Source organism: Streptomyces sp. NTD91 (genome assembly GCF_059510455.1).
This window is the reverse complement of sequence record NZ_JCAJZW010000045.1, coordinates 24,592-49,185: the sequence shown is the minus strand read 5'-3', so window position 1 is coordinate 49,185 and position 24,594 is coordinate 24,592. Positions and strand designations below refer to the sequence as shown.

The 24,594-nt window shown below is 69.8% G+C and carries 22 protein-coding genes and 1 pseudogene; 9 read left to right on the top strand and 14 right to left on the bottom strand.

What is annotated here, in order from left to right:
- Positions 1–75: 75 nt before the first annotated feature.
- The 4 genes from AC5WRT_RS32160 to AC5WRT_RS32145 form a co-directional block, all read right to left on the bottom strand.
- Complete coding sequence (locus tag AC5WRT_RS32160) at positions 76–1,479, bottom strand: NAD(P)/FAD-dependent oxidoreductase (protein ID WP_496098569.1); 1,404 nt, start codon at positions 1,477–1,479, stop codon at positions 76–78.
- Positions 1,476–1,694 carry a ferredoxin gene (locus AC5WRT_RS32155; RefSeq protein ID WP_496098570.1) on the bottom strand — a complete coding sequence of 73 codons (219 nt, stop codon included), beginning with the start codon at positions 1,692–1,694 and terminating at the stop codon, positions 1,476–1,478. Before AC5WRT_RS32155 ends, AC5WRT_RS32160 begins: the two co-directional genes overlap by 4 nt.
- 1,114 nt (positions 1,695–2,808) lie before the next feature.
- On the bottom strand, positions 2,809–3,993 hold the full coding sequence (locus tag AC5WRT_RS32150; RefSeq protein ID WP_496098097.1) for a PP2C family protein-serine/threonine phosphatase: 1,185 nt from the start codon (positions 3,991–3,993) through the stop codon (positions 2,809–2,811).
- A gap of 723 nt (positions 3,994–4,716) precedes the next feature.
- Positions 4,717–5,115 (bottom strand): VOC family protein, encoded by a 399-nt coding sequence (locus tag AC5WRT_RS32145; protein WP_496098096.1) that lies wholly within the window; start codon positions 5,113–5,115, stop codon positions 4,717–4,719.
- A 93-nt stretch (positions 5,116–5,208) separates the two neighbouring features.
- Between AC5WRT_RS32145 and AC5WRT_RS32140 the strand changes: the two genes are divergently transcribed.
- Positions 5,209–6,198, top strand: a complete 990-nt coding sequence (locus tag AC5WRT_RS32140; RefSeq protein WP_496098095.1) for a helix-turn-helix transcriptional regulator — start codon at positions 5,209–5,211, stop codon at positions 6,196–6,198.
- A gap of 39 nt (positions 6,199–6,237) precedes the next feature.
- Here AC5WRT_RS32140 and AC5WRT_RS32135 read toward each other — a convergent pair whose 3' ends face one another.
- From AC5WRT_RS32135 to AC5WRT_RS32115, 5 genes and pseudogenes are all read right to left on the bottom strand, one after another.
- Positions 6,238–6,369 (bottom strand): ANTAR domain-containing protein, encoded by a 132-nt coding sequence (locus AC5WRT_RS32135; RefSeq protein WP_496098094.1) that lies wholly within the window; start codon positions 6,367–6,369, stop codon positions 6,238–6,240.
- A 363-nt stretch (positions 6,370–6,732) separates the two neighbouring features.
- Positions 6,733–7,653, bottom strand: a complete 921-nt coding sequence (locus AC5WRT_RS32130; protein WP_496098093.1) for an undecaprenyl-diphosphate phosphatase — start codon at positions 7,651–7,653, stop codon at positions 6,733–6,735.
- Positions 7,654–8,294: 641 nt separating this feature from the next.
- Complete coding sequence (locus AC5WRT_RS32125; RefSeq protein ID WP_496098098.1) at positions 8,295–9,416, bottom strand: cytochrome P450; 1,122 nt, start codon at positions 9,414–9,416, stop codon at positions 8,295–8,297.
- A 126-nt stretch (positions 9,417–9,542) separates the two neighbouring features.
- Positions 9,543–10,919, bottom strand: a pseudogene (locus tag AC5WRT_RS32120) (NAD(P)/FAD-dependent oxidoreductase); the annotation flags it as partial.
- Complete coding sequence (locus AC5WRT_RS32115) at positions 10,916–11,143, bottom strand: ferredoxin (RefSeq protein WP_496098092.1); 228 nt, start codon at positions 11,141–11,143, stop codon at positions 10,916–10,918. The pseudogene AC5WRT_RS32120 and the gene AC5WRT_RS32115, both read right to left, overlap by 4 nt.
- 582 nt (positions 11,144–11,725) lie before the next feature.
- Between AC5WRT_RS32115 and AC5WRT_RS32110 the strand changes: the two genes are divergently transcribed.
- Complete coding sequence (locus tag AC5WRT_RS32110) at positions 11,726–12,283, top strand: GNAT family N-acetyltransferase (protein WP_496098091.1); 558 nt, start codon at positions 11,726–11,728, stop codon at positions 12,281–12,283.
- 96 nt (positions 12,284–12,379) lie between these two features.
- Here the strand turns inward: AC5WRT_RS32110 and AC5WRT_RS32105 are convergent, their stop codons facing one another.
- The 3 genes from AC5WRT_RS32105 to AC5WRT_RS32095 form a co-directional block, all read right to left on the bottom strand.
- Positions 12,380–13,681 carry a cytochrome P450 gene (locus AC5WRT_RS32105; RefSeq protein WP_496098090.1) on the bottom strand — a complete coding sequence of 434 codons (1,302 nt, stop codon included), beginning with the start codon at positions 13,679–13,681 and terminating at the stop codon, positions 12,380–12,382.
- Positions 13,682–14,192: 511 nt separating this feature from the next.
- Positions 14,193–14,462, bottom strand: coding sequence for a DUF6529 family protein (locus AC5WRT_RS32100; RefSeq protein WP_496098089.1), 270 nt, complete (start codon positions 14,460–14,462; stop codon positions 14,193–14,195).
- A 794-nt stretch (positions 14,463–15,256) separates the two neighbouring features.
- The gene (locus AC5WRT_RS32095; protein ID WP_496098087.1) at positions 15,257–15,475 is read right to left on the bottom strand and encodes a hypothetical protein; all 219 of its coding nucleotides are present in this window, start codon (positions 15,473–15,475) and stop codon (positions 15,257–15,259) included.
- A gap of 467 nt (positions 15,476–15,942) precedes the next feature.
- Here AC5WRT_RS32095 and AC5WRT_RS32090 point away from each other — a divergent pair, with 467 nt between their 5' ends.
- The 7 genes from AC5WRT_RS32090 to AC5WRT_RS32060 all read left to right on the top strand — a co-directional run bounded on the left by AC5WRT_RS32090 (position 15,943) and on the right by AC5WRT_RS32060 (position 22,583).
- Positions 15,943–16,614 (top strand): transposase, encoded by a 672-nt coding sequence (locus AC5WRT_RS32090; protein ID WP_496100858.1) that lies wholly within the window; start codon positions 15,943–15,945, stop codon positions 16,612–16,614.
- 81 nt (positions 16,615–16,695) lie between these two features.
- The gene (locus AC5WRT_RS32085; protein WP_496098085.1) at positions 16,696–17,403 is read left to right on the top strand and encodes a sugar phosphate nucleotidyltransferase; all 708 of its coding nucleotides are present in this window, start codon (positions 16,696–16,698) and stop codon (positions 17,401–17,403) included.
- A gap of 3 nt (positions 17,404–17,406) precedes the next feature.
- Positions 17,407–18,717 carry a glutamate-1-semialdehyde 2,1-aminomutase gene (locus tag AC5WRT_RS32080; protein WP_496098084.1) on the top strand — a complete coding sequence of 437 codons (1,311 nt, stop codon included), beginning with the start codon at positions 17,407–17,409 and terminating at the stop codon, positions 18,715–18,717.
- Positions 18,714–19,886 carry a class I SAM-dependent methyltransferase gene (locus AC5WRT_RS32075; protein ID WP_496098083.1) on the top strand — a complete coding sequence of 391 codons (1,173 nt, stop codon included), beginning with the start codon at positions 18,714–18,716 and terminating at the stop codon, positions 19,884–19,886. Before AC5WRT_RS32080 ends, AC5WRT_RS32075 begins: the two co-directional genes overlap by 4 nt.
- Positions 19,874–20,704 carry a phytanoyl-CoA dioxygenase family protein gene (locus AC5WRT_RS32070; RefSeq protein ID WP_496098082.1) on the top strand — a complete coding sequence of 277 codons (831 nt, stop codon included), beginning with the start codon at positions 19,874–19,876 and terminating at the stop codon, positions 20,702–20,704. Before AC5WRT_RS32075 ends, AC5WRT_RS32070 begins: the two co-directional genes overlap by 13 nt.
- Positions 20,701–21,636, top strand: coding sequence for a phytanoyl-CoA dioxygenase family protein (locus tag AC5WRT_RS32065; RefSeq protein ID WP_496100857.1), 936 nt, complete (start codon positions 20,701–20,703; stop codon positions 21,634–21,636). Before AC5WRT_RS32070 ends, AC5WRT_RS32065 begins: the two co-directional genes overlap by 4 nt.
- Positions 21,633–22,583 (top strand): carbohydrate kinase family protein, encoded by a 951-nt coding sequence (locus AC5WRT_RS32060; protein ID WP_496100856.1) that lies wholly within the window; start codon positions 21,633–21,635, stop codon positions 22,581–22,583. The genes AC5WRT_RS32065 and AC5WRT_RS32060 overlap by 4 nt, the downstream gene beginning before the upstream one ends.
- Here the strand turns inward: AC5WRT_RS32060 and AC5WRT_RS32055 are convergent.
- Positions 22,572–23,870: a DUF4910 domain-containing protein gene (locus tag AC5WRT_RS32055; RefSeq protein ID WP_496100855.1), complete on the bottom strand. Its 1,299-nt coding sequence runs from the start codon at positions 23,868–23,870 to the stop codon at positions 22,572–22,574. The two genes, AC5WRT_RS32060 and AC5WRT_RS32055, sit on opposite strands and share 12 nt — an antisense overlap.
- Entirely contained in the window at positions 23,867–24,583 is a 717-nt protein-coding gene (locus AC5WRT_RS32050; protein ID WP_496098078.1) for a metallophosphoesterase, read from the bottom strand. The genes AC5WRT_RS32055 and AC5WRT_RS32050 overlap by 4 nt, the downstream gene beginning before the upstream one ends.
- Between the last annotated feature and the right edge of the window lie 11 nt (positions 24,584–24,594).

The following is a 24,594-nucleotide window of genomic DNA, read 5'->3' as shown; positions in this document are numbered from 1 at the left end:
CTCGGTCATGAGGCTTCCCTCTTTCTTCCTGTCGGTCTGTCCGCCTGCACGCTCGGCCCGGCGGTCGCGTCGGCGTCAGCGGCGCCTAGGACGGAACTCGGCCCTCCGCTCGCTCGGGTCGTGGCCGGTCAGGACAACGTCGGGAACTCCCCCGGGGGCGCCGCGTTCAGGGAACTGGGCCGGGACCGGCTTCATGTCGGACGGCCGGTCCCAGCCCGGCGGCGGAGGCGGGAACGGGGCCGACTGCTGGATCATGTCTCCGTAGTACTCCAGCCACTTGCCGTGGTCGAAGGTGACGGCGGCGACGATGCGGCCCCGGTGACCGTAGGCGGCGGCGAAACGACGCTCGTCGACGGATCCCTGCGTGAAGACGATCTCCTCGCCGAAGGGCGGCACGCCGACGGACTTGATGTTGACGCCGAACTGACCGGACCAGAAGCCGGGCAGCAACAGATGCGGGTAGTAGTGCGGCTCCAGATTCACCATGTTGTGGGCCGCGACCTCGGCGCCCAGGACAGCATTGTCCCAGTGCTCCATCGCGAGGAACTGGTAGCCGTACAGCACATGTGGTGCTCGCGCGATGTCACCTGCCACGTAGATGCTGTCGGTGACCACGCCGTTGATGTCGAAGGCGCGGCCGCCGGCGTCGCAGCCGACGCCCCAGAAGCCGGCCGCCAGCCCGGAGCCCTCCAGCCATTCCACGTTGCGGATCGACCCCAGGGAAGCCACCACCACGTCGGCGTCGACGCTGGTTCCGTCCGAGAGTTGAGCGCGCCGCACGTGTCCGCCGGAGTCACCCTCCAGTGAGGACACGCCCAGCCCGCAGCGCAGGTCCACGCCGTGATCACGCTGCATCTGGGCGGCGATCTCCCCGATCACCCCGCCGAGCGCGCCGACCAGCGGCGCCGAACCCCGCTCGACGACGGTCACCGGGATGTCCAGTTCTCGGCAGACAGAGGCCACTTCCGAGCCGATGAACCCGGCGCCGATGACCAGGACCCGCGACGGCGGCTCGGCCAGCGCCTTCTGCAACTGTGCGGCATCGTCGCGCGAGCGAATCGTGTGGACCCCGTGCAGTGCGGCCTCGGCCGGGTTCGGCCACTGCCGCGCGCGGGTGCCCGTGGCGATCAGCACTCGGTCGTACGGGACCTGCTCACCGTCGGCCAGGAGCACCTGCTTGGTGGTCCGGTCCAGCCCGGTGGCGGCCACCCCGAGCCGCCAGTCCGCATCGACTTCTCGCATGCGGGGCAGCTTTGTGTGGTCGGCCGGCACCCAGCCCTTGAGCACCTGTTTGGACAGTGGGGGACGGTCGTAGGGCTCGTACGGCTCGTCCCCGATGATGGTCAGAGACCCGGTGAAGCCCTCTTCGCGCAGGGCTTCGGCGGCCCGCAGGCCCGCCAGGGAGGCACCGACGATGACGATGCGGCCGTTCGCCCTGAAGTCGCGCACCAACTCCGCGACCGCCTCGCGCACGGTCATGACTTCGCGCTCCGCTCCGCACCGTCCAGACGGTCGAGCTTGATCGCTTGCACCGGGCACGCCGCTGCGGCTCTCTGCACCTCAAGGCGCCGCTCGTCATCGGGGTTCGGATGGTAGGTAAGGGTCTCCTGACCGCTCAACCTGAAGACTTCGTGCGCCAAGTACACACACTGCGTGTAGCCTTGGCATCGATTCAGGTCCACGACGATCCGCATGGGCCGACTCCTTCCGTCCTGCCTCCGCCCCACAGCGACCCTTCACGTGGTCGTTCGGATACGCGGCGGTTGTCAGGCCCTCCGTCAGGCAACCAGACAACTCGTCGGTTCCCGGGCCGGGGCACCGGCTGAGCCCGCGCATGTTCGGTCGTGCTCGCCGCGATGGTTGGCGAGGAGCTTCCTGCCCGGAGAGCGTCAGGATCAGAGGGGCACGATCCGCTTCCGGTGGTGTCCGCGCAGGTCTTACCGCGTATTTCACCCCATAAATGGGATTATTCTTTTGCCTTCCGGTGATCGCAAACCCGCTGCCACGGGGTGCCGCACGCCGTCGAGACGGCCTGGTTTCCCGCCTTGATGCGGCTGCCAGTGACCTGACCCAGCCGCCACTTCGGCGACGTCGTCGCCCCGCGGTGGGGACGCCGCGTGTGTCCCGGCCGACGGCTCAGCGCTACCTGGCCGACCTGGCCGCGGACGGCACGATCCGCATCGAACTGCGCTATGGAGCCGCCGGCCGCCCGGAGCACCTCTTCGTGGAACGGTAAGGCGTCTTGACCTGTGGGGACTGCCGTCCGAGCATGTCGGCGACCACGTTCAGCTGGGCGCGTACCTGCTCGTCGGTGGTCTGCGTGCAGATGGTGGCGGATGGTCGCGGCGACCATCTGCCCGGAGTCGATCAACCGACACAGTGCTCGCGCGGCGCGGCACCGATCACTCGGTGGCCCCGGCCTCGATCAGCTCCTGCAGGATGCGCTCGCACACCACCCGGATTGCTTCGACTCCGTCGGCCCGACGTACGCGCGCGCAGTCGCGTGGGACGGGTGCTTACTGCGGCACGCTTCCCGTTCCCCCGTTGGTGCGGTGGCACGTTCTGCGGCGCTGTCCGTGGACACGGCGTGCGCCGAGGCTGCACGCAGTCGCAAGCGCGGCGTCCCGTCCACCTGTGCCCATGGGGTGCCCGTATGAACGGTCATTCGCTCTCACAGTCCAGTGCGGGACTACCGGCTCCGATCGGGTACCGCCTCATCGGTGTCAGATCGCAGAGCTCTGCAAGGGAGCCGTGCCTCGGTGCTGCGCGGGCAGCGTTCACGATCGCGTGCTCTGTCGTTCGATGCTGTCAGGGGGTGAGTTTGTGCTGGTGGCCGGCGCGCCATTCGGTCAGGAGGACGGTGGCGTCGTCGTCGAGCCGGCCGGCGTGGTGGTCGATGACGGCGTGCATGAGGCGCCGGAGTGTTTCGTGGAGGGTCTGGCGGTCGGAGTGGTAGCGGATGATGTAGTCGACGAACCGGTCCAGGCCGAATTGCTGTCCGCGTCGGTCGCGGGTTTCGACGATGCCGTCGGTGTACAGCAGCAGACGGTCGCCGGGCTGGAGCTGGTGGTGGCATTCATGGAGGGGCAGGCCGAGGCCGATGCCCATGGGGCCGGCGGGCGGACACCGCAGTTCGATGGTGCGGCGCTGGTCCCGGATCAGCACGGGCAGATGGTGGCCGCGGTTGACCCATGTCAGCAGACCCGTGTCGAGGTCGAGATTGGCCAGAATGCCGGTGGCGTAGCGGGTGGTGCCGAAGTGGCTGGTGAGGATGTCCTCTACCGCCCGGCTGGTGTCGGCCAGGGAGGCGCCCTGACGGCGGGCGTTGCGGCAGGCGGCCACGGCCAGGTTGGCGGTGATCCCTGCGCGGGTGTCGTGGCCCATGGCGTCGAAGACGGCCAGGTACGCGGTGTGACCGGCGATGGCGTAGTCGAAGGCGTCGCCGCCCATCTCGTAGGCGGGCTCGATCAGGCCGCCGATGGTGACGTCGTGTCCGGCGAAGGCGCTCGGGGGCATCAGGTTCCACTGCATCTCCGCCGCCACGTTCATGGCCCGGGTGCGCACCAGGCGGGCGAATGAGTCGCTGAAGGACCGCTTGCTCAGCAGCATCAGGGCCGTCACCGAGGACAGATCGCGCAGCAGACGCCGCGCGCTCTCGTCGTCCTGTGCCTCCATGTCCGCGCGCAGCACACCGAGGCGTTCCACGCCGTCGGTGACCGGGGCCCACCACCGGCGACGTCCCGGCTCACTCTTCTCGGCGGACTCGGGCACCAGATCCACTTTCTGGTAGGCCCGGCCAGGCAGCGTCCCTTCGATGCTCAGTTGCTCGCCGCCGTCACCGGCGTCCTGCCCCCGCCCGGTGATCTGCCGCAGCACCGTCTCCTGAATGTCGACGGCATACAGCGCGACATCCCTTGCGCCGAGGCGGCCGGCGTGCTCGGCGATCAGGGCGGGCAACTGCTCGAGAGTGGCCGTGTGACTGACGGCGATCAATTTCAGAAGGACGCTTTCGCTGTCCGGGCAGCCATTCATCACCGTCTCCCTCAGCCCCGCAGGCGGACAGGACGGAATGCCACTGGCTCGAGGGCGCTGCGATGACCGGCACACCCGTCCGTTGTACCCAGCATCAGGTTCTGCCACCGTGCAGAGTTCCCCATCAGCATCACTTCCAGCTCCCCGGATAGCGGCGGCCTCGGTGGTCGGGCGCCGCGGCGCGCACGGCGCCGTCGACCGGTCACCCAGGTCGAAGCCCGCTCGTCGACAGCCCACGCGCGAGTCCTTCGGGAGGCACCCCTTGGAGGAACCACGCGGGCTTGTCTTCCGAACCTCGCGGACGGCGTCTACCACGTTCGGACCGGTCGGACTGCGCCTGGGCGATGCCGCCGCGCGGTCCAGTTGTGGTGTCTCAGGACGTTGGTTCCACGGCGTCCACGGAGGTGAGCTGTTGCCGGATCGTGTCTGGTGGCCGGGAGCGCGGAGTGCGGGCGCTCGTGGTTGTGTTAGTTGAGGAGGTCCGCGAGCGCGGCCCTGTGTTCCTGCTCGGGGGTCGCGCAGGTAGGCCCACTCACGGGCCAGCGTCCCGTAGAACCTCTCCGCCTTCTCGGGGTCAGCGGTGCGTTCCGATGTCCCCTGCCGGCGGCGCTCCTGGACTCGGCGGCCGCGTTCACCGGGAGCCCCGGGATCTCCGGGCTCCCGCGTGAGCGGCTGTGTGTGGCGTCAGCGTGCGAACTTTTCGATGGCTTCCGGGGTGACGGGGGTGAAGAAGTTGACGAGGTTGCCGTCGGGGTCGCGGAACAACAGCGACCGGTTGCCCCAGGGCATCGTGGTGGGCTCGTTGACGAAGTCGGTGACGAAGCCGGTCAGGTTCTGGTGAACGCGGTCCACGTCGTCGACGAGGAACTCGGTGATCACGCTGTGGTTGTCCGCCGGGCGGGCAGAGCCCGGGGCGAACAGCGGGACGGTGCGGGTGCTGGCGATCGCGAGGGTTGCGCCCGCGGTCTTGAGTTCGGCGAAGTCCTCGGTGGCCCGTATCGCCTGCCTCCCTGTGGCTCGCTCGTAGAACTCGACGAGACGTGCGACGTCGCTGGTGATGATGCGGATCGAGACGAAGTCCATGGGAATCTCCTTGGCTGTGCTGGAGGCGTGCACGTCGCAGGCTAGGAGAAATAGTGGACAGAATCGGTCCTGTATTCGCGTTAGGCTGCGAACATGCCACGACCCACCGGCCGCGTGCTGACACTCCTGGAGTTGCTGCAGTCGGGCGGCACCCGGACTGTGGCCGAACTCGCCGACCGTCTCGGCGTCGAAGGGCGCACTGTGCGGCGGTATGTGGACCAGTTGATCGACTTGGACGTGCCCGTGGAGTCGGTGCGCGGCCGCTACGGCGGGTACCGGCTGGCTCCCGGGTACCGCTTGCCTCCGCTCATGCTCAGCGACGACGAGGCACTGGCCGTGCTGCTCGGCCTGGTCGCCGGCCGCCGGGCAGGGCTGACGACGACGGAGCGCACGGCAAACGAGACGGCGTCAGCGAAGATCCGGCGGGTGCTGCCCAAGCACATCGCCCGCCGGCTCGACACACTCCTGGAAGCTCTCGCCTTCACGGATCAGCCCGGCGAGTTGGACCACCCGGACGCCGGGCTCCTGCTCACCATCGCCGATGCGGTGCGCCACCGCCGACCGGTCTCGATCCGCTACACCGACCGCGACGGACGGGGCAGCCAACGCACACTGCACGCGTACGGGATCGTCGCCCACGCGGGCCGGTGGTACGTGACGGGCAAGGACGCCCAGGTCGGCGAGGACCGAACCTTCCGGCTCGATCGCATCGCAGCCGCGAGGGCCCTGCCCGGCTCATTCGAAGCGCCCGTGGGTCCCGGTCCGGCACAGCGCGTGTTGGCAGGATTCGCCACGGCCGAGTACCGGCATGAGGTGACCTTGCGGATCCACGGGACAGTCGAGCAGATCCGCGCCCACCTTCCGGCCGGCATCGCGAGCGTGGAGGAGCACGAGCCCGCGGACGGCCAGGACCCGGCGGCCGAGCACTGGCTGCGCGTCGAGCTACGGGCACAGCAGCTCGACTGGTTGCCTCGGACACTCGCCTCACTCGACCGGCCGTTCGTCATCGAGCGCCCCGATGAACTGCGCGACCGTGTCATCGCGCTTGCCGATCGCCTCACGTCCTACGCCCGCCAAGCCTGACAGCGAGGAACCGATGTCATGAGACGGCACATCCCGTCTTCACAGCCCGCCGTTTTCGCAGATCTGGCGGGCCACCTCACGTACCTTGATGATCTTCTCCCGCGAGCAGCGCCGCAGCACGTCGAAGGCCTGCTGTCCGGTGAAGTCGTGTTCGCCCATGAGGATGCCCATGGGCTCGCCGATGGTGTGGCGGGTGGCGACGGCTGCTGCATCTGGGTGCGGGCACTGGAGAAGGTGTCGTCCTCGGCGCGGTCGACGGTGATGTGGTCGTGGTTGCGGTCTTCGACGTGCGCCGGTCACCACACGCCCGCACGGGTCGGCAGCGTCGACACCGGCTGGCTGCGCGGGCCCTGGCCGCGGTGTCGGCGGGCTCTGGCCGCGGTGCCACTGCCGCGGGATGCCGACGGCCGGCTGGTCCTGGCCGTCGACATCACCTGCCGGCTGCGTCCCGATGCTCGCACCTCACCGCAGCGGATCGCAGTCCTTGCCGGTGTTGCGCACCAGCCCTCGTGCGTGCGCGGACCGGGCTTCCGGTCAGGCGACGGTGAAGTAGGCCAGGCTGCCGAGTCCGGCCAGGGTGCAGTAGACGGCGAACGGGATCAGGGTCCGGTTCTCGAAGTAGCGGACCAGGAAACGGGTGGCGAGGTAGGCCGCGACGAAGGCGGCGACGCTGCCGGCCAGCAGGGGCCCACGCAGGCCGTCGCCCTCGGAGCCGAGGAGCGGGGGGAGCTTGAGCAGCGCCGCCCCGCCGATCACGGGGGTGGCGAGCAGGAATGCGAAACGGGCGGAGTCCTCGTGGTTGAGGCCCTTGAAGATGCCCGCGCTGATGGTCGAGCCGGAGCGGCTGATGCCGGGTAGGAGGGCGAGGATCTGGGCCGCGCCGATCGTCACGGCCTGACGGATGGTCATCCGGGTGATCCGCCGGTCCGACAGCTCCTCCGGACCGAGATGCTCCTCGTCCGGCGTGACGGCGTCCTTTGCCCGCCTGCGGCCGGTGCCGCCGCGCCGCAGTTGTTCGGTGACGAAGAGCACGAGGCCGTTCAGGGCCAGGAAGATGGCGGTCGGAACGGGCCGGCCGAGCGTGGTGCGGAAGACCTTGTCGAGCGCGACGCCCGCGATGCCTACCGGGATGCAGGCCGTGATGATCAGCCAGGCGAGTCGCTGGTCCACGGTCTGGATGCGGCGCTGTGTGATCGACGTCGCCAGTCCGCGGATCACCCTGACCCAGTCGCGCCAGAAGAAGACCACCAGCGCGAGCGCGGTGGCCAGGTGGAGGCCCACCAGTTCGTTGAGGTACAGGGATCCGTCGGCGGAGACGTCCAGGTCATGCTTCCAGTGCCCGCCAAGCAGGGCGGGTATCAGGATGCTGTGTCCCAGGCTGGAGACCGGGAACAACTCCGTGACGCCTTGCAGCAGGCCGACGCCTATGGCTTCGGGGTAGGTCAGGACGGACATGGGTGGCTTTCGGCTCGGTATGCAGGGATGAGGCTTGGGCGACGCTCGCGGCGGCTCCGGCCAGTCAGCAAATTACTACATCATGTAGAACTCGTACGCCCGGGTGAAAGACGTTCACCTTGACGACGTGCAAGGTTCACCTTCCCTGCCCCGGGACGTTCCGTCGGCCGCCGTGACCAGTGCGGATACGTGTCACCGGTTCCGGAGGGCCTTGACGCGGGACTGCCAACTTCACTGTGGTTCCGGCCGCCGCACCGCTCTCAACCGGCACAGCATGGAGCCTGTCGCCTGTCGCAACTCACCTCATGCCCCACGCGGGCCCGAAACACCTCGCTGAAATTGTCAGCGGCCTTGTCCAAGTGGTCAGGACGAGCGACCCCGGCAGCGCACCCTACGATCGGATTGTGTTCGACTTCCTGGCAGGCGTCCGCAAGCAACTCCTCGCTCGCCAACGCTGACGGATGCGGAGTGGGCAGTCGTCCGCGATGCGATGCCGCTCCCGCCATGGCCGGAGGACCGTAGCGATCAGACGGTGGACTGGATGGGAGCCGAGGAGAAGAGCGAGTTGCTTGCTGTCGAATGCAGAGCCGGCCGGTCGGGCCGCCCGCGGCGCGACCTTGCAACTGCCCTCGGCTGCCGTGTCAACCGTCACCCTGCTCGATGTCCAGATGGATCGGACCCCGAAGAACGGGGCTGGGCCGGTACGGCGGCGGGTCGGCGACCGGCCTGGGGCGGTCGAGCCGGCGTACCAACTCGGTCAGCGCGATCTGGGTTTCCCGCCGGGCCATCGGGCCGCCGAAACACAGGTGGATGCCGCTGCCGAACCCCAGGTGCTGGTTGTCATGCCGATCCGGGTCGAAGCGGTCCGGATCGTGGAAGCGCTTCGGATCGCGGCTGCCTGAGGCCAGCATGAGCATGATCTGCGAGCCCTGGGGGATGACGGTGTCGGCGACGGTGATGTCGCTGTACGCCACCCGCCAGGGAATGATCTGCACGGGGGGCTCATAGCGCAGCAGTTCCTCGACCAGCGGCACGACGAGGTCCGGGTCGTCGCGCAGTCGCTGCAGTATCTGCGGGTGGCGCAGCAACGTCAGCATGCCGTTGGTGATGAGGTTGACGGTGGTCTCGTGGCCGGCGACGAGCAGCAGTCTGGCGGTGGCGACGATGTCGGCGTCGGCCATCCGGCCGTCGGGCCCGTCGTCGTTGGCGAGCCGGCCCAACAGACCGTCCCCCGGCCGACCGTGGCACTGTTCCACGAGTTCGCCGAGGCGCTGGCGCAAGTCCGCGCGCGCCTGTACGCCCTTGTCCAGTTTCTCCTTCGGATCGGTCTCGGGGTTGTAGTCGACCGAGTTCATGATGTCGTTCACCCAGCGGTGGAACCTCGGTTCGTCCTCGTGCGGCACGCCGAGCAAGTGACAGGTCACGGTCACCGGGAGCGGGAAGGCGAAATCGTCGACGACGTCGATGCGCTCCTTGCCCGCGAAGTCGTCGATCAGGCTGCCGACGGTGGCGGTCAGGTCGCTTTCCATGCCGGTCACCAGCCCCGGGGTGTGCGGGGGGCCGAAGTGGCGCATCGCCATGCGCCGCAGGCGATCGTGCTCGGGCGGGTCCAGGTGGATGAACGACGACGTGGCCCCTCCTTCGACCGGAGGCATGGGCTGCGACAGATTGCGCAGGTCGGAGCTCAGGTGCGGGTCGTTCAGCGTTTCCGCGATCTCACGATAGGTACTGATGACGTAGCTGCCGTCCTCCTGCCGAGCCACCGGCGTCTCGCGCAACTCGGCATACAGCGGGTACGGGTCGGCCCGGGCGGAGTAGTCGAAGATCCGTTGCAGTGTGCCAGGCGTCTCGGTCGTGGTCGTCCGGTCCTCCGCCTGCCGATGCCGGTGCACGGCCGTGATGCGGTGCGCACCCGGGTCATGTCCGGTGACGACCACGGTGGCGCCCTGAGCGAGCAGGGTGGGGCCGGGGAGGTCGACGGGAACCGGTTGCATGTCGACCGGCTGGTCCGGCGTGGGGGAGGGGGGCGGGAAAGGTGCGGACTTCTCGATCAACCATCGGTAGTGGTTCAGCCACTTGGCGTTGTTGAAGCTCACGGCAGCCGTGACGCGGCCCCGGTAGCCGTATGCGGTGACGAAGCGGTGGTCGTCCAGCGATCCCTGGGTGACGGCCACCTCGTCGGCGAAGGTCGGCACACCGACGGACTTGATGTTGACGCCGAACTGGATCGACCAGAACAACGGGATGGACACATGGGGCCGGCGGTCCTCCGGGGCGCTGACCATGTTGTGCGCCGCGACCTCTGCCTGCTCGACGGCGTTGGCCCAGTGCTCCATCGAGATGAGCCGGTTCTCGTAGACGGGGTTCGGGCAACGTGCCACGTCTCCCGCGGCGAAGACGGCGTCAGTGACGCGGCCGTTGATGTCGAGGGCGCGGCAGCCCGTGTCGCAGGTGATGCCCCATACGCCCGCCGCCAGCCCCGACTCCCGCAGCCACTCGGTGTTGCGGATGCTCCCGAGTGCCACCACCGCCACATCGGCGTCGACCGTACTGCCGTCGTCGAAGTGGGCACGGCGAAACCGTCCCTGCGCGTCGCCCTCCAGCCGGGCGACCTTGACACCGCACCGCAGGTCGACACCGTGGGCGCGCTGCATGTGGGCCGCAACTCCGCCGATCATGGCGCCGAGCGCCCCGACCAGCGGGGCCGGCGCGAGTTCGGCGACGGATACCGGGATGTCCCGCTCGCGGCAGACGGAGGCGATCTCGGAGCCGGTGAATCCCGCACCGATGACCAGCACACGGGAGGGCCCGGCGGCGAGGGCCCGCTGCAGGCTCTCGGCATGCTCGCGTGTACGTACGACGAACACTCCGTCCAGGGCCGCCTCGGACTCGACGAACCACGGCCGGGCCCGTACCCCGGTGGAGATCAGCACCCGGTCGAAGGGAATCTCGCGTCCGTCGGCGAGACGCACGTGGTTCGTCGCGAGGTCCAGCCCGCTGGCGGGCACGCCCAGCAGCCACTCCGCATCGATGCCACGGCGGCGAGGCAGAGTGGTGCCCCCGGCCGGCACCCACCCGGTCAGTACTTGCTTGGACAGGGGAGGCCGGTCGTAGGGCTCGCCCAACTCGTCACCGATCATGGTCAGCGAGCCGGTGAAACCCTCGTCGCGCAGAGCCTCCGCGGCCCGCAGCCCCGCCAGCGAAGCCCCGACGACCACGATGCGGCCATCGCGCTTGAACGCACGTAGGCCGTCGGCACTCGTCATGACGGCGATGCATCCGCCGGTGCGTGCCGTGCCCCCAACTGGTCGACCAGGATCGCCTGGACCGGGCACGCCGCCGCGGCGCGTAGCACCTGGTCGCGCCAGGCGTCATCCGGGTTCGGGTCGTACATGAGCGCTTCCTCACCGTGCATCCGGAACACCTCCGGAGCCAGGAACGCGCACTGCGCATACCCCGCACATCGGGAAAGATCAACGACAACTTTCACCCCGACCTCCACAGGGAGTGGGAGCTGCAGACCCTCAGCCAGCACCCGGCGCGCAGGGGGGGGATCCGGCCGCTCCCCATCCCCGCGAGGTGCCGGGAGGTGCACCGCGCCGCCCGTCGGGTCCCACGGAAAGAATTGATCATCGCGGCTCAGGCGATCGGCGCCTGGCCAGGGACCCATCCCTGGTGCGGCTGCATTTTGGTTACGCAAGCGGCGCTGTTTCGGACTTGCCGTTTCGACGGAGACCGTGTGGCACGGTACGCCGGAAAACCGTCACAGAATCAGCGTAACAGCGGCACCGATGGTGGCGAGTCCGACGGCCCGGGAGGTGAACGCCACGGGTACCCCCAGGAGCTGCCCTGACCTTCCGCCCCACGACGGCTCTACCTCGGTTCAGTCCGAGGAGCAGTGGCGCGGCAGCACCGGCACGACCCTCTCCGCCGCAGTCGGACCTGCGCCCGCTGCGCGACCCCGCTGCTCCGGATGAGGACGGCGATCAGCGGTGAGACCGAGCACGGCGGGCAGCGCCTGCATCGGCGTGCCTGTCGGCCTCGCGCGCACAACGGCGTGATCAAATAGGGCATGGCATCGTCCTGGACCGGTAATCGGGTACGCCTGCGTGCTGTCGAGCCCGACGACTGGGCGGCGTTCGCGCGTTTCGCCGACGAGGACAGGACGCGAGGGGGTCGGCTGGACCTGCCGAGGTCTGCCGAGAGCCACCGTGCCTGGGCGAAGGAGCAGGCCGTTGCCGAGTGCGAGGACGACCGGTTCCGGTTGGCGGTCGAAGCGACGGCCACGGGAGAGCTGGTCGGTACAGTCGGCTCACATCGCACTGGCCCTCGCTCAGGCTGGTTCGAGTTCGATATCACCATCAGCGCCGGCCACCGGCGCAAGGGCTACGCGACGGAAGCCGTGGCGCTGCTGCTGCGGTTCATGTTCGCCGAGCGGCGTTATCACAAATGCCTGGCGGCGGTTCTGGCCCACAACGAGGCATCGCTGGCACTGTTTCGTGGGCTCGGCTTCACCGAGGAGGGGCGCTTGCGGGAACACGTTTTCTCCGCCGGCCGGCACCACGACCTCGTCATGATGGGCATGCTCGTCAACGAGTTCGACCGGCGACACACGATGAGCGAACCATGAGCCGGTGATCCGAGCGCATGGGCAACGGCACTCGGATTTGATGGACGTCCGTTGTGCGCGGATGGAGGCGGCCCGGCACCGGAAGTAGGACCGCCCTCAGCCGCGCAAGGTGGCACGCAGGTGCAGGCCGGCGGTTGCGAGACCTTCGAAGGTGGTGACCCGGTAGCCGGGTTCCGCGCCGGGCGGCTCGCTCAAGTGGTAGCGGCGGGCTGTATGCGCGGTCATGAGCGTGAGCATGGCCATGGCCAGAGCGGCTCCCTCGCAGCTGTGCGGCCCGGTACCGAAGCCGAGGAAGACCCCGGGTTTCGTCGACGAGCCCGACTCGTCGAGCCAGCGTTCGGGCCGGAACCGGTCCGGTTCGGGGTGTTCTCGTGCGTCGCGGTGGGCGGTGTAGGGGCAGACGAGAACGGTGGATCCGGCGTCGATGGTGTAGTCGGCGAGCTGAGTCTGTCGCGGGGCGCGCCGGGTGAGCAGCCAGCTCGGGGGTTGCAGTCGGAGCACTTCGCGTACCAGCGCCTGGGTGTACTGCAGGCTGTCGAGGTGGGTGCTGGCCGTCGCGGCCGGGTCGGCGGGCAGCAGGGCGGCTTCGGCCGCGACGCGATCCGCGGCCTGGGCGTATCGGGCCAGGTGGAGCAGGATCCATCCGGCTGCTCGGGAGGGTGTCTCGAAGGTGGCCACGGTGATTCCGGGGAGGGTGTCGAGGATGACTTCTTCCGGCAGCGTGCCGTAGCGGGCGGAGGGCCGGAGCATCTGTCCCAGCACGTCGTCACCGAGCCGGCCCGATGAGCGGCGTCGGCGGACGATGGGCCGCAAAGCGTTGGTGAAGGCGACTTGCTGCCGTGTGCGGAACCGCCGTGCCGGTGTGGGGACCCAGCGCGGCCACACCCAGTGCGAGGGGCGTACGAGCACCTCCCGCGCCACGAAGAGCTGCCAGGCCAAGGGCAGCAGGCCGGGAGCGTCTTCGGAGAAGAGGTAGCGCACACCGATCTCTGCCAGGACGGGCCGGACCAGGGGCAGAATCTCGACCTCCCGGCCCTTGGGCCACTGGTCGGCAAATCGAGCGGTCCCGGATGCGATCTCACCGATCCGGGCCGCAACCGCGTGCGGGCGCAGTCCGCGCATACGGGCGGCGCGAGCGTGCGCCTGCTCCTCCGGCATCGGCGCTCCGCCGGCCCGCTTCAACGGCGGAAAGAGGGGTGAGGACGGCTTGGGGAAGTCCTGCGCGCGGTGCAGGACCGCTTCGCACACCCCGGCCGTAGCGGCTACGTAGACCCCCGGCTCCAGCTGCCAGACGTCCCCGCACTCGTCAGCGCCACGGCGCGCCACTGCCAGGCGGTCGCGGCTCCAGGCCGCGAAGCTGCCTCCGGGCAACTGCGGCGGCTCATTCACTCGGCCCATGGGATCGCCCCTGACCTCTCGTATCAGTCAGGCCGATATTGTCGGCAGCGCGGCCAGGAGCCGGCGGGAGCCCGGGGGCGCCCGCCGAACGTGTGGTCACACCCTGTCGTCGCCGGTGTGCGTGCCCCAGTCGTGGGCCCCGTACGCACCGTAGTTGCGGGTGAAGGACAACTTGGCGAGCAGCTTGGCGATCATGAGGCACTCCTCTCGCTTGCCTTCAGCACCATGTGGCGTACGTCCAATTTTCGCACATGGCACATGGACGCAAGGCGCGTGCTTGCGGGTCGGGCCCCCGTCGGCCAACGTCACCCCGGTGCCGGCGGTCGGTGCTGTCCCTGGCCGCGAGGTGTGCCGGCGCCGGGCACCTCAGGACCGGCGGCACAAGCACGCCGAAGGAGCCGTTCGGCTTTCGCGCGAACCGGTCACCTCGCGCTTCGGGAAGGCGGCGGGTTGGCGAGCCGTGATCGCTGCCGATAGTGGCCGACGAGGGCACCGATCCGGCGTCGTCCGCCTACAGGCCGGGCGCCCGGAAGCCGCTCAGGTACCGGAACGCCGCCGAGTACCAGGCCAGGGCGATCACCGTGACCAGTGCGCCACCGGCGAGCGGGAGCGACCAGCCCGGCCAGCGGCGGTGGCGCACGAAGGCGACCTTGGCGACGAAGGCCCCGTAGAGAAAACAGCCGGCGAGCGAGTGCAGTGCCTTGCGTGGCCCGGTCAGGCTGACGCGGAAGGCGATGCTGCACTGCTGGGCGATCGGGACGGAGAACAGGAAAGCGAACATGCCGGTCAGGCGTACGCGCTGCCCACCGATGCGACGCGGCGCGCAGGCCGGGCAGCCGGCCGTACATCCACAGCGCGAGAAGCAACTGGATCAGAGCGGGTCCCAACAGGGCGCTGGCCAGCTGGGCCTTGAGCAGTGGCACGGAGTGCGGTGCGCCCCGAAGAAGCTGCGCCGGTAATCCGGGGTGCGCGCGGCCGTAGCAGGGCGGCGGTCACCGCCAGGGGCAGCAGCCGCAGCAGCCCCAGGAGCTGCCGGGTACGGTGCGGAGGGTGAGGCGTGGCACGTGATCAGCCGCCCCCCGCCGTCGGCCTTGTCGCCCCGAGCAGCGCCGGCCCGAGTGGACGCAGAGCGCGGCGGGCCGGTGATCAGAAAGCCGACGAGCGCGGCCACGGCGCCGACGGCCTCGGCGATCGCGCTGGCGGTCTTACTCCGCCCCCAGACCGGCTCGTACATGTTTGGCAGCGGACCGAGCGTGCCCACGTTCACGAACTGATAGAGCAGCACGGCGCCCAGGGCGGAGACGGACACCAGGAAGGCGAACGCCCACACCGGCCGCCGGCGACCGAGGAGCAGGACCAGCAGTGCGGCCAGGGACGCCACGGCGGCTTCGAGGCGGAATACCGTTCCCTGGCTGATCTGCTGCCCGACCCGGTCATACGGAGAGGCGAGGCTGGCGTGCACGTAGGCGTCCACGGCCAGTGCGGCCGCGGTCACCGCTTGGAGCAGCACGCGCACGACCGTGCGCCTGCTGGTGGCGGTGCGGTGCGGGCGGCCGCCGAGTCCGGGAGCCACCGCTACTGCCCGTTCGCCGTCGCGGCGGCGCCGCCGGGGTCCCGTGACGCCTGGCCGTTCCCGCCGACCCGGAGGTGGGTGTCCATGCTGAGTTCCCGGTGCTTGCCGATGGCGCACCCCAGTTCGTAGCCGTCGGCCTGGAGGGTGACAGTGAGCCGCGCCTGGCGGACCTTCACTCCGTCGCGGGCGGGGCGCGGAGATCCGAAGCAGCGCACGGCCATGGGTGGCGGGCCTCCCTTCCGCGGCAAGACTGGCCCGCACTCGAGGCCGCGCCAACGCCGACACTCTCCGCGGGCGCGCCATCACCCGATCGGGCCGCCGCTACCATCAGCAGTGAAAGGGCGCAGCCCGAACCACATCCAGTTGCCGGCAGCCCCGCGCAGGCGAAAGTCGAATCCGAAGGGGCACGGTGATGTGAAGCCATGGTCGTACCGATCTTGTCGGGTGGCAGTTCGAGTGCGGTGGCGCGGTCGCGTGATCTTCGGCTCCCGCGTGCATGAAGGGAAGGCCTCCTGCCCGGCTCGGGATTGTCGAAGTCCCAGCGACCTGGTCAGGAGGCGCTGTGCCGCAGTCCTGCGGTTTCGTGCCCGTGGAATCCAACTTGATTGCTCGGTCGTGTGATTGCCTCGCTCACCGGTTCGGGCGCGCGGGCGACGATCCGGACCGCGAACCGCGGTATCCCTCGGACATGAGCGACGCCGAGTGGGCGGTCGTGCGGGAGGCGATGCCGGTTCCGGCGTGGATGGACGGCAAGGGCGGTCAGCCGGAGGGCTACTGCCACCGGCAGATGTTGGATGCTGTGCCCTACCTGGTCGCGGGCGGCATCACGTGGCGGGCGATGCCGGGCCACTTTCCCGTCTGGGACCGCGTGTACGCGTTCGCGCGGCGCTGGGGCGCGCAGGAGCTGCTGGCCGAGCTGCACGACCGGCTCCGGGGTCTGGTGCGTGAGGACGCCGGCCGGAATCCGGAGTCGACCGCCGCCATCGTCGACTCACAGTCGGTCCGGGCGGCCGCCGCGGTCCCGGCGTCCTCGCGCGGCTACGACGCGGGGGGTGCTTGGGCGCAAGCCGCACATCCAGGTAGCACCGTTGGGCTGCAGGGTCTCGGCGGTCACGATGCAGTGCGGGCGCTGTCGGTGTCGACGGCAGACGCGGTTCGCGGTCACACGGGGTGGCTGGTCCGGATGCGGTGGCCATCAGCCGGGCGGTCGACGCGAGGCGCCACCACCTGCGGCTCGCCCGCTCGGAGGGACGCCGCCGAGCGCATGGCGCCTGGCCTCGCCGCTGGTCAGCTCCTGCGACTTCCGGGCCCGCACCGTCTGGGTCGCAGGGACAGCGACAAGCCCCGTGAGGCAGTGTGATGACCTGATGGAAGTTTACCGACAAGGGGCGGCGAGCATAGCTCATAGCGGCAGCAGTGCAGTGCAGGGGGGTGGGGCCGCGTGCACCAGGGTGTGCTGCCCGTCGTCGTCCTTGCTGGTGGTCGCGGCACCAGGCTGGGCGATTGGACCGATGACTTACCCAAACCGTTGGTCGAAGTCGGAGGCCGCCCGGTCCTATGGCATGTACTCGAATGCTATAGAGCTGCCGGGATTTGCCGAGCCATCGTGGCCGCCGGCTACCGAGCCGATCAGGTCGGGCGGTTTTTTGCCGAAGACGCTGCCGTGGAAGTCGTCGACACGGGAATCGCCACGGGCACTGGCGGCCGGGTTCTGCGGCTCGCCGACAGATTGACGGAGGATTCCTTCTGTCTGACTTACGGGGACGGCGTCAGTGACGTGGCCATCGCCGAGACTGTTGAATTCCACGTCACTCACGGACGGTTGGCAACCGTCACGGCAGTACACCCTCCTGCGCGGTTCGGTCGGCTGTCCCTCGACGGCGACCAGGTCATCGACTTCGCGGAGCGGTCGCCACTCGACGCCGAATGGATCAACGGCGGATTCATGGTGCTCCGGCGGGAGGTACTGGATTTCATTTCTGGGGACGCGAGCAGTCTGGAGTACGACGTGCTGACGGCGCTGGCCGCCCGTGGTGAGCTGATGGCCTTCCGCCATAAGGGGTTCTGGCAGTGCATGGACACCGCCCACGATATGGCGCTCCTCAACTCCTTGTGTGAGACCGGCAATCCGCCGTGGCGGACGTGGTAGCGCATGCGGGAGTTCGGCGCCTCGCGCGCTCACATGGCGGCCGTGAACAGCCTCATCCCCGGCGGGGCGCACACCTACGCCAAAGGCGACGATCAGTACCCCGAAGGCATGGCGCCTGTCATCGAGCGGGGCGCGGGCTGTCGGGTCTGGGACCTGGACGGCAATGCGTACGTCGAGTTCGGCAACGGCCTGCGATCGACCACGCTCGGTCACGGCTTCGAACCGGTGGTCGAGGCGGTACGACGGTACCTCTCCGACGGGGTCAACTTCGTGCGCCCGCATCGGATCGAGCGGGAGGCAGCCGAGCGACTCATCGACCTGATTCCGAGTGCGGAGATGGTGAAGTTCGGACTGAACGGCTCCGACGTGACCGCCGCGGCGGTACGCCTGGCGCGGGCCTATACAGGCCGTGATCTCATCGCGGTGTGCCGTCAGCACCCCATGTTCGGTACGGGTGACTGGTTCATCGGCACCACGCCCATGCGGGCTGGCGTTCCGGAAGCGATCCGGCGGCTGACCCTCGGCTTCTCCTACAACGACCTGCCCGGTCTGACCGAGCTGTTCGACGCGTACCCCGGCCGGATTGCGGCCGTCGTGCTCGAGGCCGAGACGACCGAGCCGCCTGCGCCGGGCTTCCTGCCAGGTCTTCGTAAGCTCTGCGACGAGCACGGGAGCCTGCTCGTCCTGGACGAGATCATCACCGGCTTCAGGTGGCACGAACGCGGCGCGCAGTTCCTGCACGGGATTACCCCGGACCTCTCCACCTTCGGTAAGGCCATGGCCAACGGGTTCCCCGTATCGGCCCTGGCCGGCCACCGCGAGGTGATGCGGCTCGGGGGCCCGGTGGACGACGCCGACCGTGTCTTCCTGTTGTCCCAGACCGGCAGCGCCCAGCCGTGGGCCTTGGCCGCCGCGCTTGCGGTCATCGACGTCTACCGGACCTCCGCGATCAGCGACCGCCTGCACCGGATCGGGGCCGAGCTGCGCGCCGGCATCGAAGGCGTCGTCGCTGCGGCCGGACTGGAGGAGTACGTCCAGCTCAAGGGCAGGGACTGCAACATGGTGTATGTCGCCCGCGACACTGAGGGCACACCCAGCCAGGCGTTTCGCACTCTGCTGCTTCAGGAGCTGGTCGAGCGCGGTGTGCTCGCCCCCTCGCTGGTGGTGTCCGCCGCGCACGATCCGGCGGCGATCGACCACACGGTGTCCGCGTTCGCGGAGGCGATGGAGACGTACCGGCGGGCCCTCGACCACGGTGTCGGGACGGTGCTGCGCGGCCGGCCGGTGAGACCGGCGGTCAGGAGGCGTGGATGAGTGCCTGCCCGCTGTGCGCGTCCGAGCGGCTCGACCAACTGCTTCACATCGCGCGGGTGCCCCTGCAGATCGGCGTGGCGCCGTCCACCCGGCGTCGGGCGCTGGAGGCCGCCACGGGAGACGTGCGACTGGCCTTGTGCCGGGGCTGTGGCCTGCTCTTCAATGACGGCTTCGAACCCGGCCGAATCCAGTATGCTCCCGGTTACGACGTGTCGCTCACCCACTCGCCCACGTACCGGGCCTATCTGCGGCAGGAAGCCCGCGCCCTGGTCGACACGCACGGCATCCGCGAATGTCGGGTGGTTGAACTCGGCTGCGGTGACGGCTATTTCCTGCGTGTTGTGTGCCAGCTCGGTGGCAACACCGGCGACGGTTTCGACCCGAGCTTGCGCTCCGAGCACGCCGAGGCGGTGGGCGCCGGGCGCATCCGGCTGCATCCCCGGGAGTTTCGGCCGGAGCCGCAGCGAACGGCACCCGCGCTGGTGATCGCGCGGAGCATCCTGGAACTGCTCCCGGACCCGGCGGGCTTTCTTCACGCCCTTAACGCCATGGTTGGTCCCGCCTCCCCACCAACGCTGGTGTACCTGGAAGTGCCGAACGCCGACTGGCTGCTCGGCAACCGCATGGCGTGGAACATCCACTACGAGCATCGGTCGTACTTCTCCGCCGACGTACTACAGCGAGCCTGCACCGCACAGGGCATGCGGGTGCTGGAGTGCGAGCCCTGCTACGAGGACGGCCAGTACCTGCGGGTGCTGGCGGTGGCGGGTGAGGGGCCGGGCGCCCAGCCCGGCCCCGCGAGCCCCCGCATCACGGAGTCGGCTCGGGGCTTCGCCGGCGCCTACCGCGCGCTGCGGTCGCAGTGGACCGCGCGCCTGACGTCCTGGACACGGGCCGGTCTCCGTACCGTGCTGTGGGGTGCAGGGGGCCGGGGCACGAGTTTCCTCGCGGCGGTCGACCCTCGAGCCCGGCTGGTTGACTTCGCCATCGATGCCAATCCGGCGCGGCACGGTGCGTTCCTGCCGGTGACGGGCCACCCGGTGCGCGCGCCATCCGCTCTGCGCGGCGCCGATTGTGACGTTCTGCTGGTCTCCAACGCGACGTACGGGCGGGAAATCACTGCCGCGGCCAGGGACGAGGGGTTCGAGGGGAAGATATGGACGCTGTGACGTCCGGGGGGTTCTGGCGGGACGGGGTCGTCGTGGTCCGCGGGGTGCTGGCGAGCCGCCAGCTCTCGGTGATCCGCCGACAGATCGACGCCTACCTCGACGACCGGGAATCACCGGTGACCGAGGCTGGCGGTGCGCGGCCGGCTGCGGGGCGCTTCGCGTACGGGCACGGTGTACTCGCCCGGACGGAAGTGTTCGCGTCGGCGCTGCGGGGCGGTCCGCTGGTGCCCGCAATCCTCGGTGTGCTGGGCTGCGCTCCGCCGCTGACCTTGTTGGACGACCAGGCGTATGTGAAGGAGCCGCGCACACCCGAGCCCACGCCGTGGCACCAGGACGGCAGCTACTGGGCCACCGCCGGCCGGGAGCTGTGCAGCGCCTGGCTGGCCCTGGACGATGTCGACCGGACCACCGGCGGACTGGAGTTCGTGGCGGGCTCGCACCTGTGGACCGAGCGATTTCAAGCACCCGCCTTCGCCGAAGGCCAGCGGGTGACCGACCCAGCGCGGATCGCCGTGCCCGAGGACGCCGACCTGCGGCGACACCACCGTGTCCTAGCGCCCGCCCTGCGCGCTGGAGACGCCGTCGTCTTCCACGCGTCGGTCCTGCACGGTGCAGGTCCCAACCGATCGCCGGACCGCCGCCGACGGGCGATCGTGACCCGTTGGGCCGGCAGCGACGTGCGGTACGCGCCGCGGCCATACGCCTCAAGCCGCCAGATGGACAAAGCACGGCGCAACGGCGTCACCGAGGGCGCGCCCTTCTCCGGGCCGGAATACCCTCGGTTCGGGACCGACCACGACCTGCGGGAGCCGGCATGACGGTCGTCATCGATCCCTCCGACTCGGCCGCCGCGCTCCGGCGCAGACTGTTCCACGGCGACATCGTGGTCCTCATGGGCCTGCCGGGGGTACGGGCCCTGGCCGAGCACGTCCGGCAACAGCTCGCGGGACTGTTCGCCCCGCACGACCCGGAGCGGGCGCACGAGCACTACGGCCCCGCCGAGACGGCCCGTCTGCTTGGGCAGTGGAAGCCGCGGTTCATCCACGGCCAACGCGCCGGCGAGCTCGTCCGGGAGATCGTCACGCAGGCGGGATTCCCAGTCAACCAGACCTTTTACGACCTGCCCAAACCACGGACCTCGTTTCCGCAGGGCCACCTCAACACCGGAGTCGCGTTCGCCTTCCCGTGGCACCGCGACGTCTGGTACAGCGCACCCGCTCAGCAGATCAACTGGTGGCTGCCGGTCTTCGACGTCCGACCGGACAATGCCATGTGCTTCGACCCGGCCGCCTTCGCCCGTGCAGTGCCCAACGACTCGCACCTGTTTGACTACTACCGGCACAACGCCGGCCGGGCGCACACCGCTGCGCAGGTCACTCGCGAGGTGCAGGTGCGTCCGCGCGCGCTCGGCCACGACCCGGAACATACCCTGACGGTCCTGCCGCCCACCGGAGCGGTGATGCTTTTCTCCGGCGCGCACCTTCACGCGACGGTCCCCAACACCTCCTGCCGCGCACGGTACAGCGTGGATTTCCGCACCGTGGACGGCGACGACCTGCGCGCCGGTGCCGGGGCGCCGCTGACCGACGTGCGCTGCACCGGTACGGCGATCAGGGACTTCCGCAGTGTGGCAGACCAGAGCACGCTCAGCGAGCGCACTGTTGTCGAGTTGTTCGGCGAGCCCCCCGCTGACGCTCTGTTGGTCTACGAGCCGCAGCAGGTGAACGGCACTCCACCGGAGCACCGATGACACCTGTGGGGGGGCCACAGCCCGAAGAGCACCAGGCGGCCAGTCAACCTGCTTACGTCGTCCTTGCGTTCGGCGAGCTGGCCGCACATGTCTTCAGTGCGCTGCCGCCGCAGCCACCGATCACCGACACCCTCCGGCTCGGCCAGGTGCACCTGACCCTGGGCGGCGGCTCGGCACTGGTGTGCCAGCAGCTCGCGCGGATGGGGCACCCCGTCGCACTGGAGGCGATGGCCGGCTCCGACGACATCGGAACATGGCTGCTTGCCGAGCTGCGCGGGCGCGCAGTGCACTGCGCGGCGCCGCTGCGAACCGGTGTGCGCACGGGCAGGACGCTTGTCCTGCACAGCGCGTCCGGCCACCATCACATCGTCCATGAACTGTCTGACGGCGTCCCCGGTCTCCTCGCTGCCAGAGTGCCCGACGTGTGGCCGGTCGGTGCCCGATACGCGTACTGCCCCGGCTTTCCCGGGTTCGAGCCGGTTCTGGAAGCCCTCGCGCGTGTCGCCGCGCCGGCCGCTGTCGACCTCGGATACCGCCCCTGGCTGGAGGACCCGGCCGGTTACCGTGAGGCCGTGCTCAGCCGGGCGCCGTACTGCCATGTCTGCCTGCTGTCCGGCGACGGCCTGGCACACGACCAGCAGGCGGGGCTGATGCGCGAGGCCGCTCAGCTCGGTCCGGGCATCGTCGTGATGACGCTCGGGGCGGGTGGTTCGCTGATACTGACCGCCGGCGGCGACATCGTTCACGTCAATCCTGCGCCGTGCCGTCCGGTGAACACCCTGGGGGCCGGCGACGCCCTGGCCGCCGGCCTGCTGGCAGGCCTGGTCGAAGGGCGCGGGCCGGCCGACGCGCTGGCGCTGGGCAACGCGACGGCGGCGGCCGTCATCAGCTCCTTTCCCGCTCTGCCGGACCGGACCTGGATCGACCAGCTCCGCTCAGGCCAGTAGACCGGCGGCCCGCAGCGCCTCGGCGGCCTTCATTATCTCACGAAGAGACAGTCCGGAGCGCTCGGCGATCGCGACGAGGTCGTGCTCGCCGTCGGACAGGCTCAGTAGCCACAGCGCGGCGTACTCCGGGGACGCCTCGTCCAGTGCTCCGCCGAGCCCGCGGAACATCCCCCGACGCCCCAACTGCGGTTCTCCGTACGGGGCGAGATTGCGTGGGAGTAGGCCGCTCTCGATGGCGTCGAACGCCTCGAGCACGGTGGCGATCGCCGCGCGCACCTGCCCGCTCGCCACGAAGGACAGGTCGTCGGCGGACGTGTGGTACTGCGGATACGTGCCGTGCGGCGCGCGGCTCAGCCGGCCCACCGGGAGGTCGAATCCGGGCGAGCAGAACTGCCGTTCGTCGTAGCCGTAGGGCGACCAGTCCACGGTCTTGCCGCCGCCCTGGGCCACCAGGTGGGACATCAGGCGGTCCATGGTGGTGGACCCGCGCCGGGAACGCTTGTATGTGAGCGGCCCGGGGTCGCCCAGGCCTGTCAGCACCAGACCGTGCCGGATGTGCCGCACGGCGTCCCGGTTGCGGGCGAGCCAGGTGACGGCGCCGATGGTGGCCGGCAGAAACAGGAAGCGGTAGGTGTGCCGGCGGCTGCCGCTGGCGGCCCAGCCGGCGAGCGCGGTCGCCGCTGCGATGCCGGTCAGGTTGTCGTTCGCCAGGGACGGATGGCACACGTGCGTGGTGACCAGCACCTCGTCTCGGAGGCGGCCCGGCACCAGCAGTTCTCCGTAGCTGAGCGAGCCCGGGGCCAGGGACGTGTCGATCTGCACGCCGTACCGGCCCGGCGCAAGCGCGGCGCGCGCCCGCTGCGGCAGGCAAAAGCCCCAGTCGCGGACATGGTACGTGGTCCGGTAGGGCACGAGGTCCGGCCGGTCCGGCAGGCAGTGAAGCCTGGGCAGCAGATCGGCCAGCTCATACTCCCCGTGCACCGGTTCGCTATAGCCGACGACGTGCAGATTGCTGTCGGCGGTGTCCACGACCACGGATCCGTCCGGCGCGACCAGCCGGGCCCTGCGCAGGTTCCATTCCTGCGGCACCGACCAGTCGAGGACCGGTGTGCCGGTCGGCACCTCGTGGACGATGAGGCCGATCTCGCGGCGGATACGCGCGAGCGTCGCCCGGGTACCCTCACCGGTGATGCTCCGGCACAGCGGATACAGGTCCGTCATCAGGGCCGTCATCCACGCGTCGTCCACCGGGCAGTCGCCGGCCGCGGGCCGGTCCGCCGCCGTCACGCGGCCAGCACCTTCGACGACAGGGTCCCGTCGTCGGCGAGTTCGAGCAGTCGCGCACCGGTCGCGTCGCTGCCTCCGACGACCACCTCCTCGCCCTTGTGCCGGAAGGCGATCAGGGTCGAGGGGCAACCCAGCACCGGCGTGCCCGCTGCCGAGCGCAGCGCGAACGGGTGGTGCAGATGCCCCGAGATGATGCCTTTGACGTGTGGCCGGGCTGCGAGCGCCGTCAGCAGGTCCATGGCGCCGTCCAGCTGGAACCAGGCGTTGCGCGAAGGTGACAGCGGCGGGTGGTGCATGGCCAGGAGGGTCGGCCGGCGGTCCCACGCGTCGAGGCGGCGCAGCTCGCGCGGCACGTCCACGGTGCCGTGGATCTGGCCCTCGCGTGATGTGTCGACCCCCACGATCCGCCAGCGGCCTGCTGTGGCCGCCCCGGTGTCGAATGCCTCGCCCACGGCGGCGGGAAGGTCGTGGTTGCCGGGCACGGCCAACACCGGCGCCGACAGCGAAGCCAGGGCGGCGCGTAGTCGCCGGCACGCCGCCACGCTGCCGTCGTCGGAGAGATCACCGGTGAGTACCACCAGGCCGGGGCGAGGGGCGGCAGTCGGGTACGCGTCGAGTACGGCGGCCAGCCGGGCGTCGGCGTCCCGGCCGTCGACTGGCCGCTCGGTCGCGGTGAAGTGGATGTCGCTGAGCTGGAGCACGTGTACCGGCAACGACGCCTCCA

Excerpts from the sequence above, each read along its gene's own strand:
- AC5WRT_RS32160 (WP_496098569.1), bottom strand. The coding sequence starts at position 1,479 with ATGACCGTGCGCGAGGCGGTCGCGGAGTTGGTGCGCGACTTCAGGGCG.
- AC5WRT_RS32155 (WP_496098570.1), bottom strand. The coding sequence starts at position 1,694 with ATGCGGATCGTCGTGGACCTGAATCGATGCCAAGGCTACACGCAGTGT.
- AC5WRT_RS32145 (WP_496098096.1), bottom strand. The coding sequence starts at position 5,115 with ATGGACTTCGTCTCGATCCGCATCATCACCAGCGACGTCGCACGTCTC.
- AC5WRT_RS32140 (WP_496098095.1), top strand. The coding sequence starts at position 5,209 with ATGCCACGACCCACCGGCCGCGTGCTGACACTCCTGGAGTTGCTGCAG.
- AC5WRT_RS32135 (WP_496098094.1), bottom strand. The coding sequence starts at position 6,369 with ATGGGCATCCTCATGGGCGAACACGACTTCACCGGACAGCAGGCCTTC.
- AC5WRT_RS32130 (WP_496098093.1), bottom strand. The coding sequence starts at position 7,653 with ATGTCCGTCCTGACCTACCCCGAAGCCATAGGCGTCGGCCTGCTGCAA.
- AC5WRT_RS32110 (WP_496098091.1), top strand. The coding sequence starts at position 11,726 with ATGGCATCGTCCTGGACCGGTAATCGGGTACGCCTGCGTGCTGTCGAG.
- AC5WRT_RS32105 (WP_496098090.1), bottom strand. The coding sequence starts at position 13,681 with ATGGGCCGAGTGAATGAGCCGCCGCAGTTGCCCGGAGGCAGCTTCGCG.
- AC5WRT_RS32100 (WP_496098089.1), bottom strand. The coding sequence starts at position 14,462 with ATGTTCGCTTTCCTGTTCTCCGTCCCGATCGCCCAGCAGTGCAGCATC.
- AC5WRT_RS32095 (WP_496098087.1), bottom strand. The coding sequence starts at position 15,475 with ATGGCCGTGCGCTGCTTCGGATCTCCGCGCCCCGCCCGCGACGGAGTG.
- AC5WRT_RS32090 (WP_496100858.1), top strand. The coding sequence starts at position 15,943 with ATGAGCGACGCCGAGTGGGCGGTCGTGCGGGAGGCGATGCCGGTTCCG.
- AC5WRT_RS32080 (WP_496098084.1), top strand. The coding sequence starts at position 17,407 with ATGCGGGAGTTCGGCGCCTCGCGCGCTCACATGGCGGCCGTGAACAGC.
- AC5WRT_RS32075 (WP_496098083.1), top strand. The coding sequence starts at position 18,714 with ATGAGTGCCTGCCCGCTGTGCGCGTCCGAGCGGCTCGACCAACTGCTT.
- AC5WRT_RS32070 (WP_496098082.1), top strand. The coding sequence starts at position 19,874 with ATGGACGCTGTGACGTCCGGGGGGTTCTGGCGGGACGGGGTCGTCGTG.
- AC5WRT_RS32065 (WP_496100857.1), top strand. The coding sequence starts at position 20,701 with ATGACGGTCGTCATCGATCCCTCCGACTCGGCCGCCGCGCTCCGGCGC.
- AC5WRT_RS32060 (WP_496100856.1), top strand. The coding sequence starts at position 21,633 with ATGACACCTGTGGGGGGGCCACAGCCCGAAGAGCACCAGGCGGCCAGT.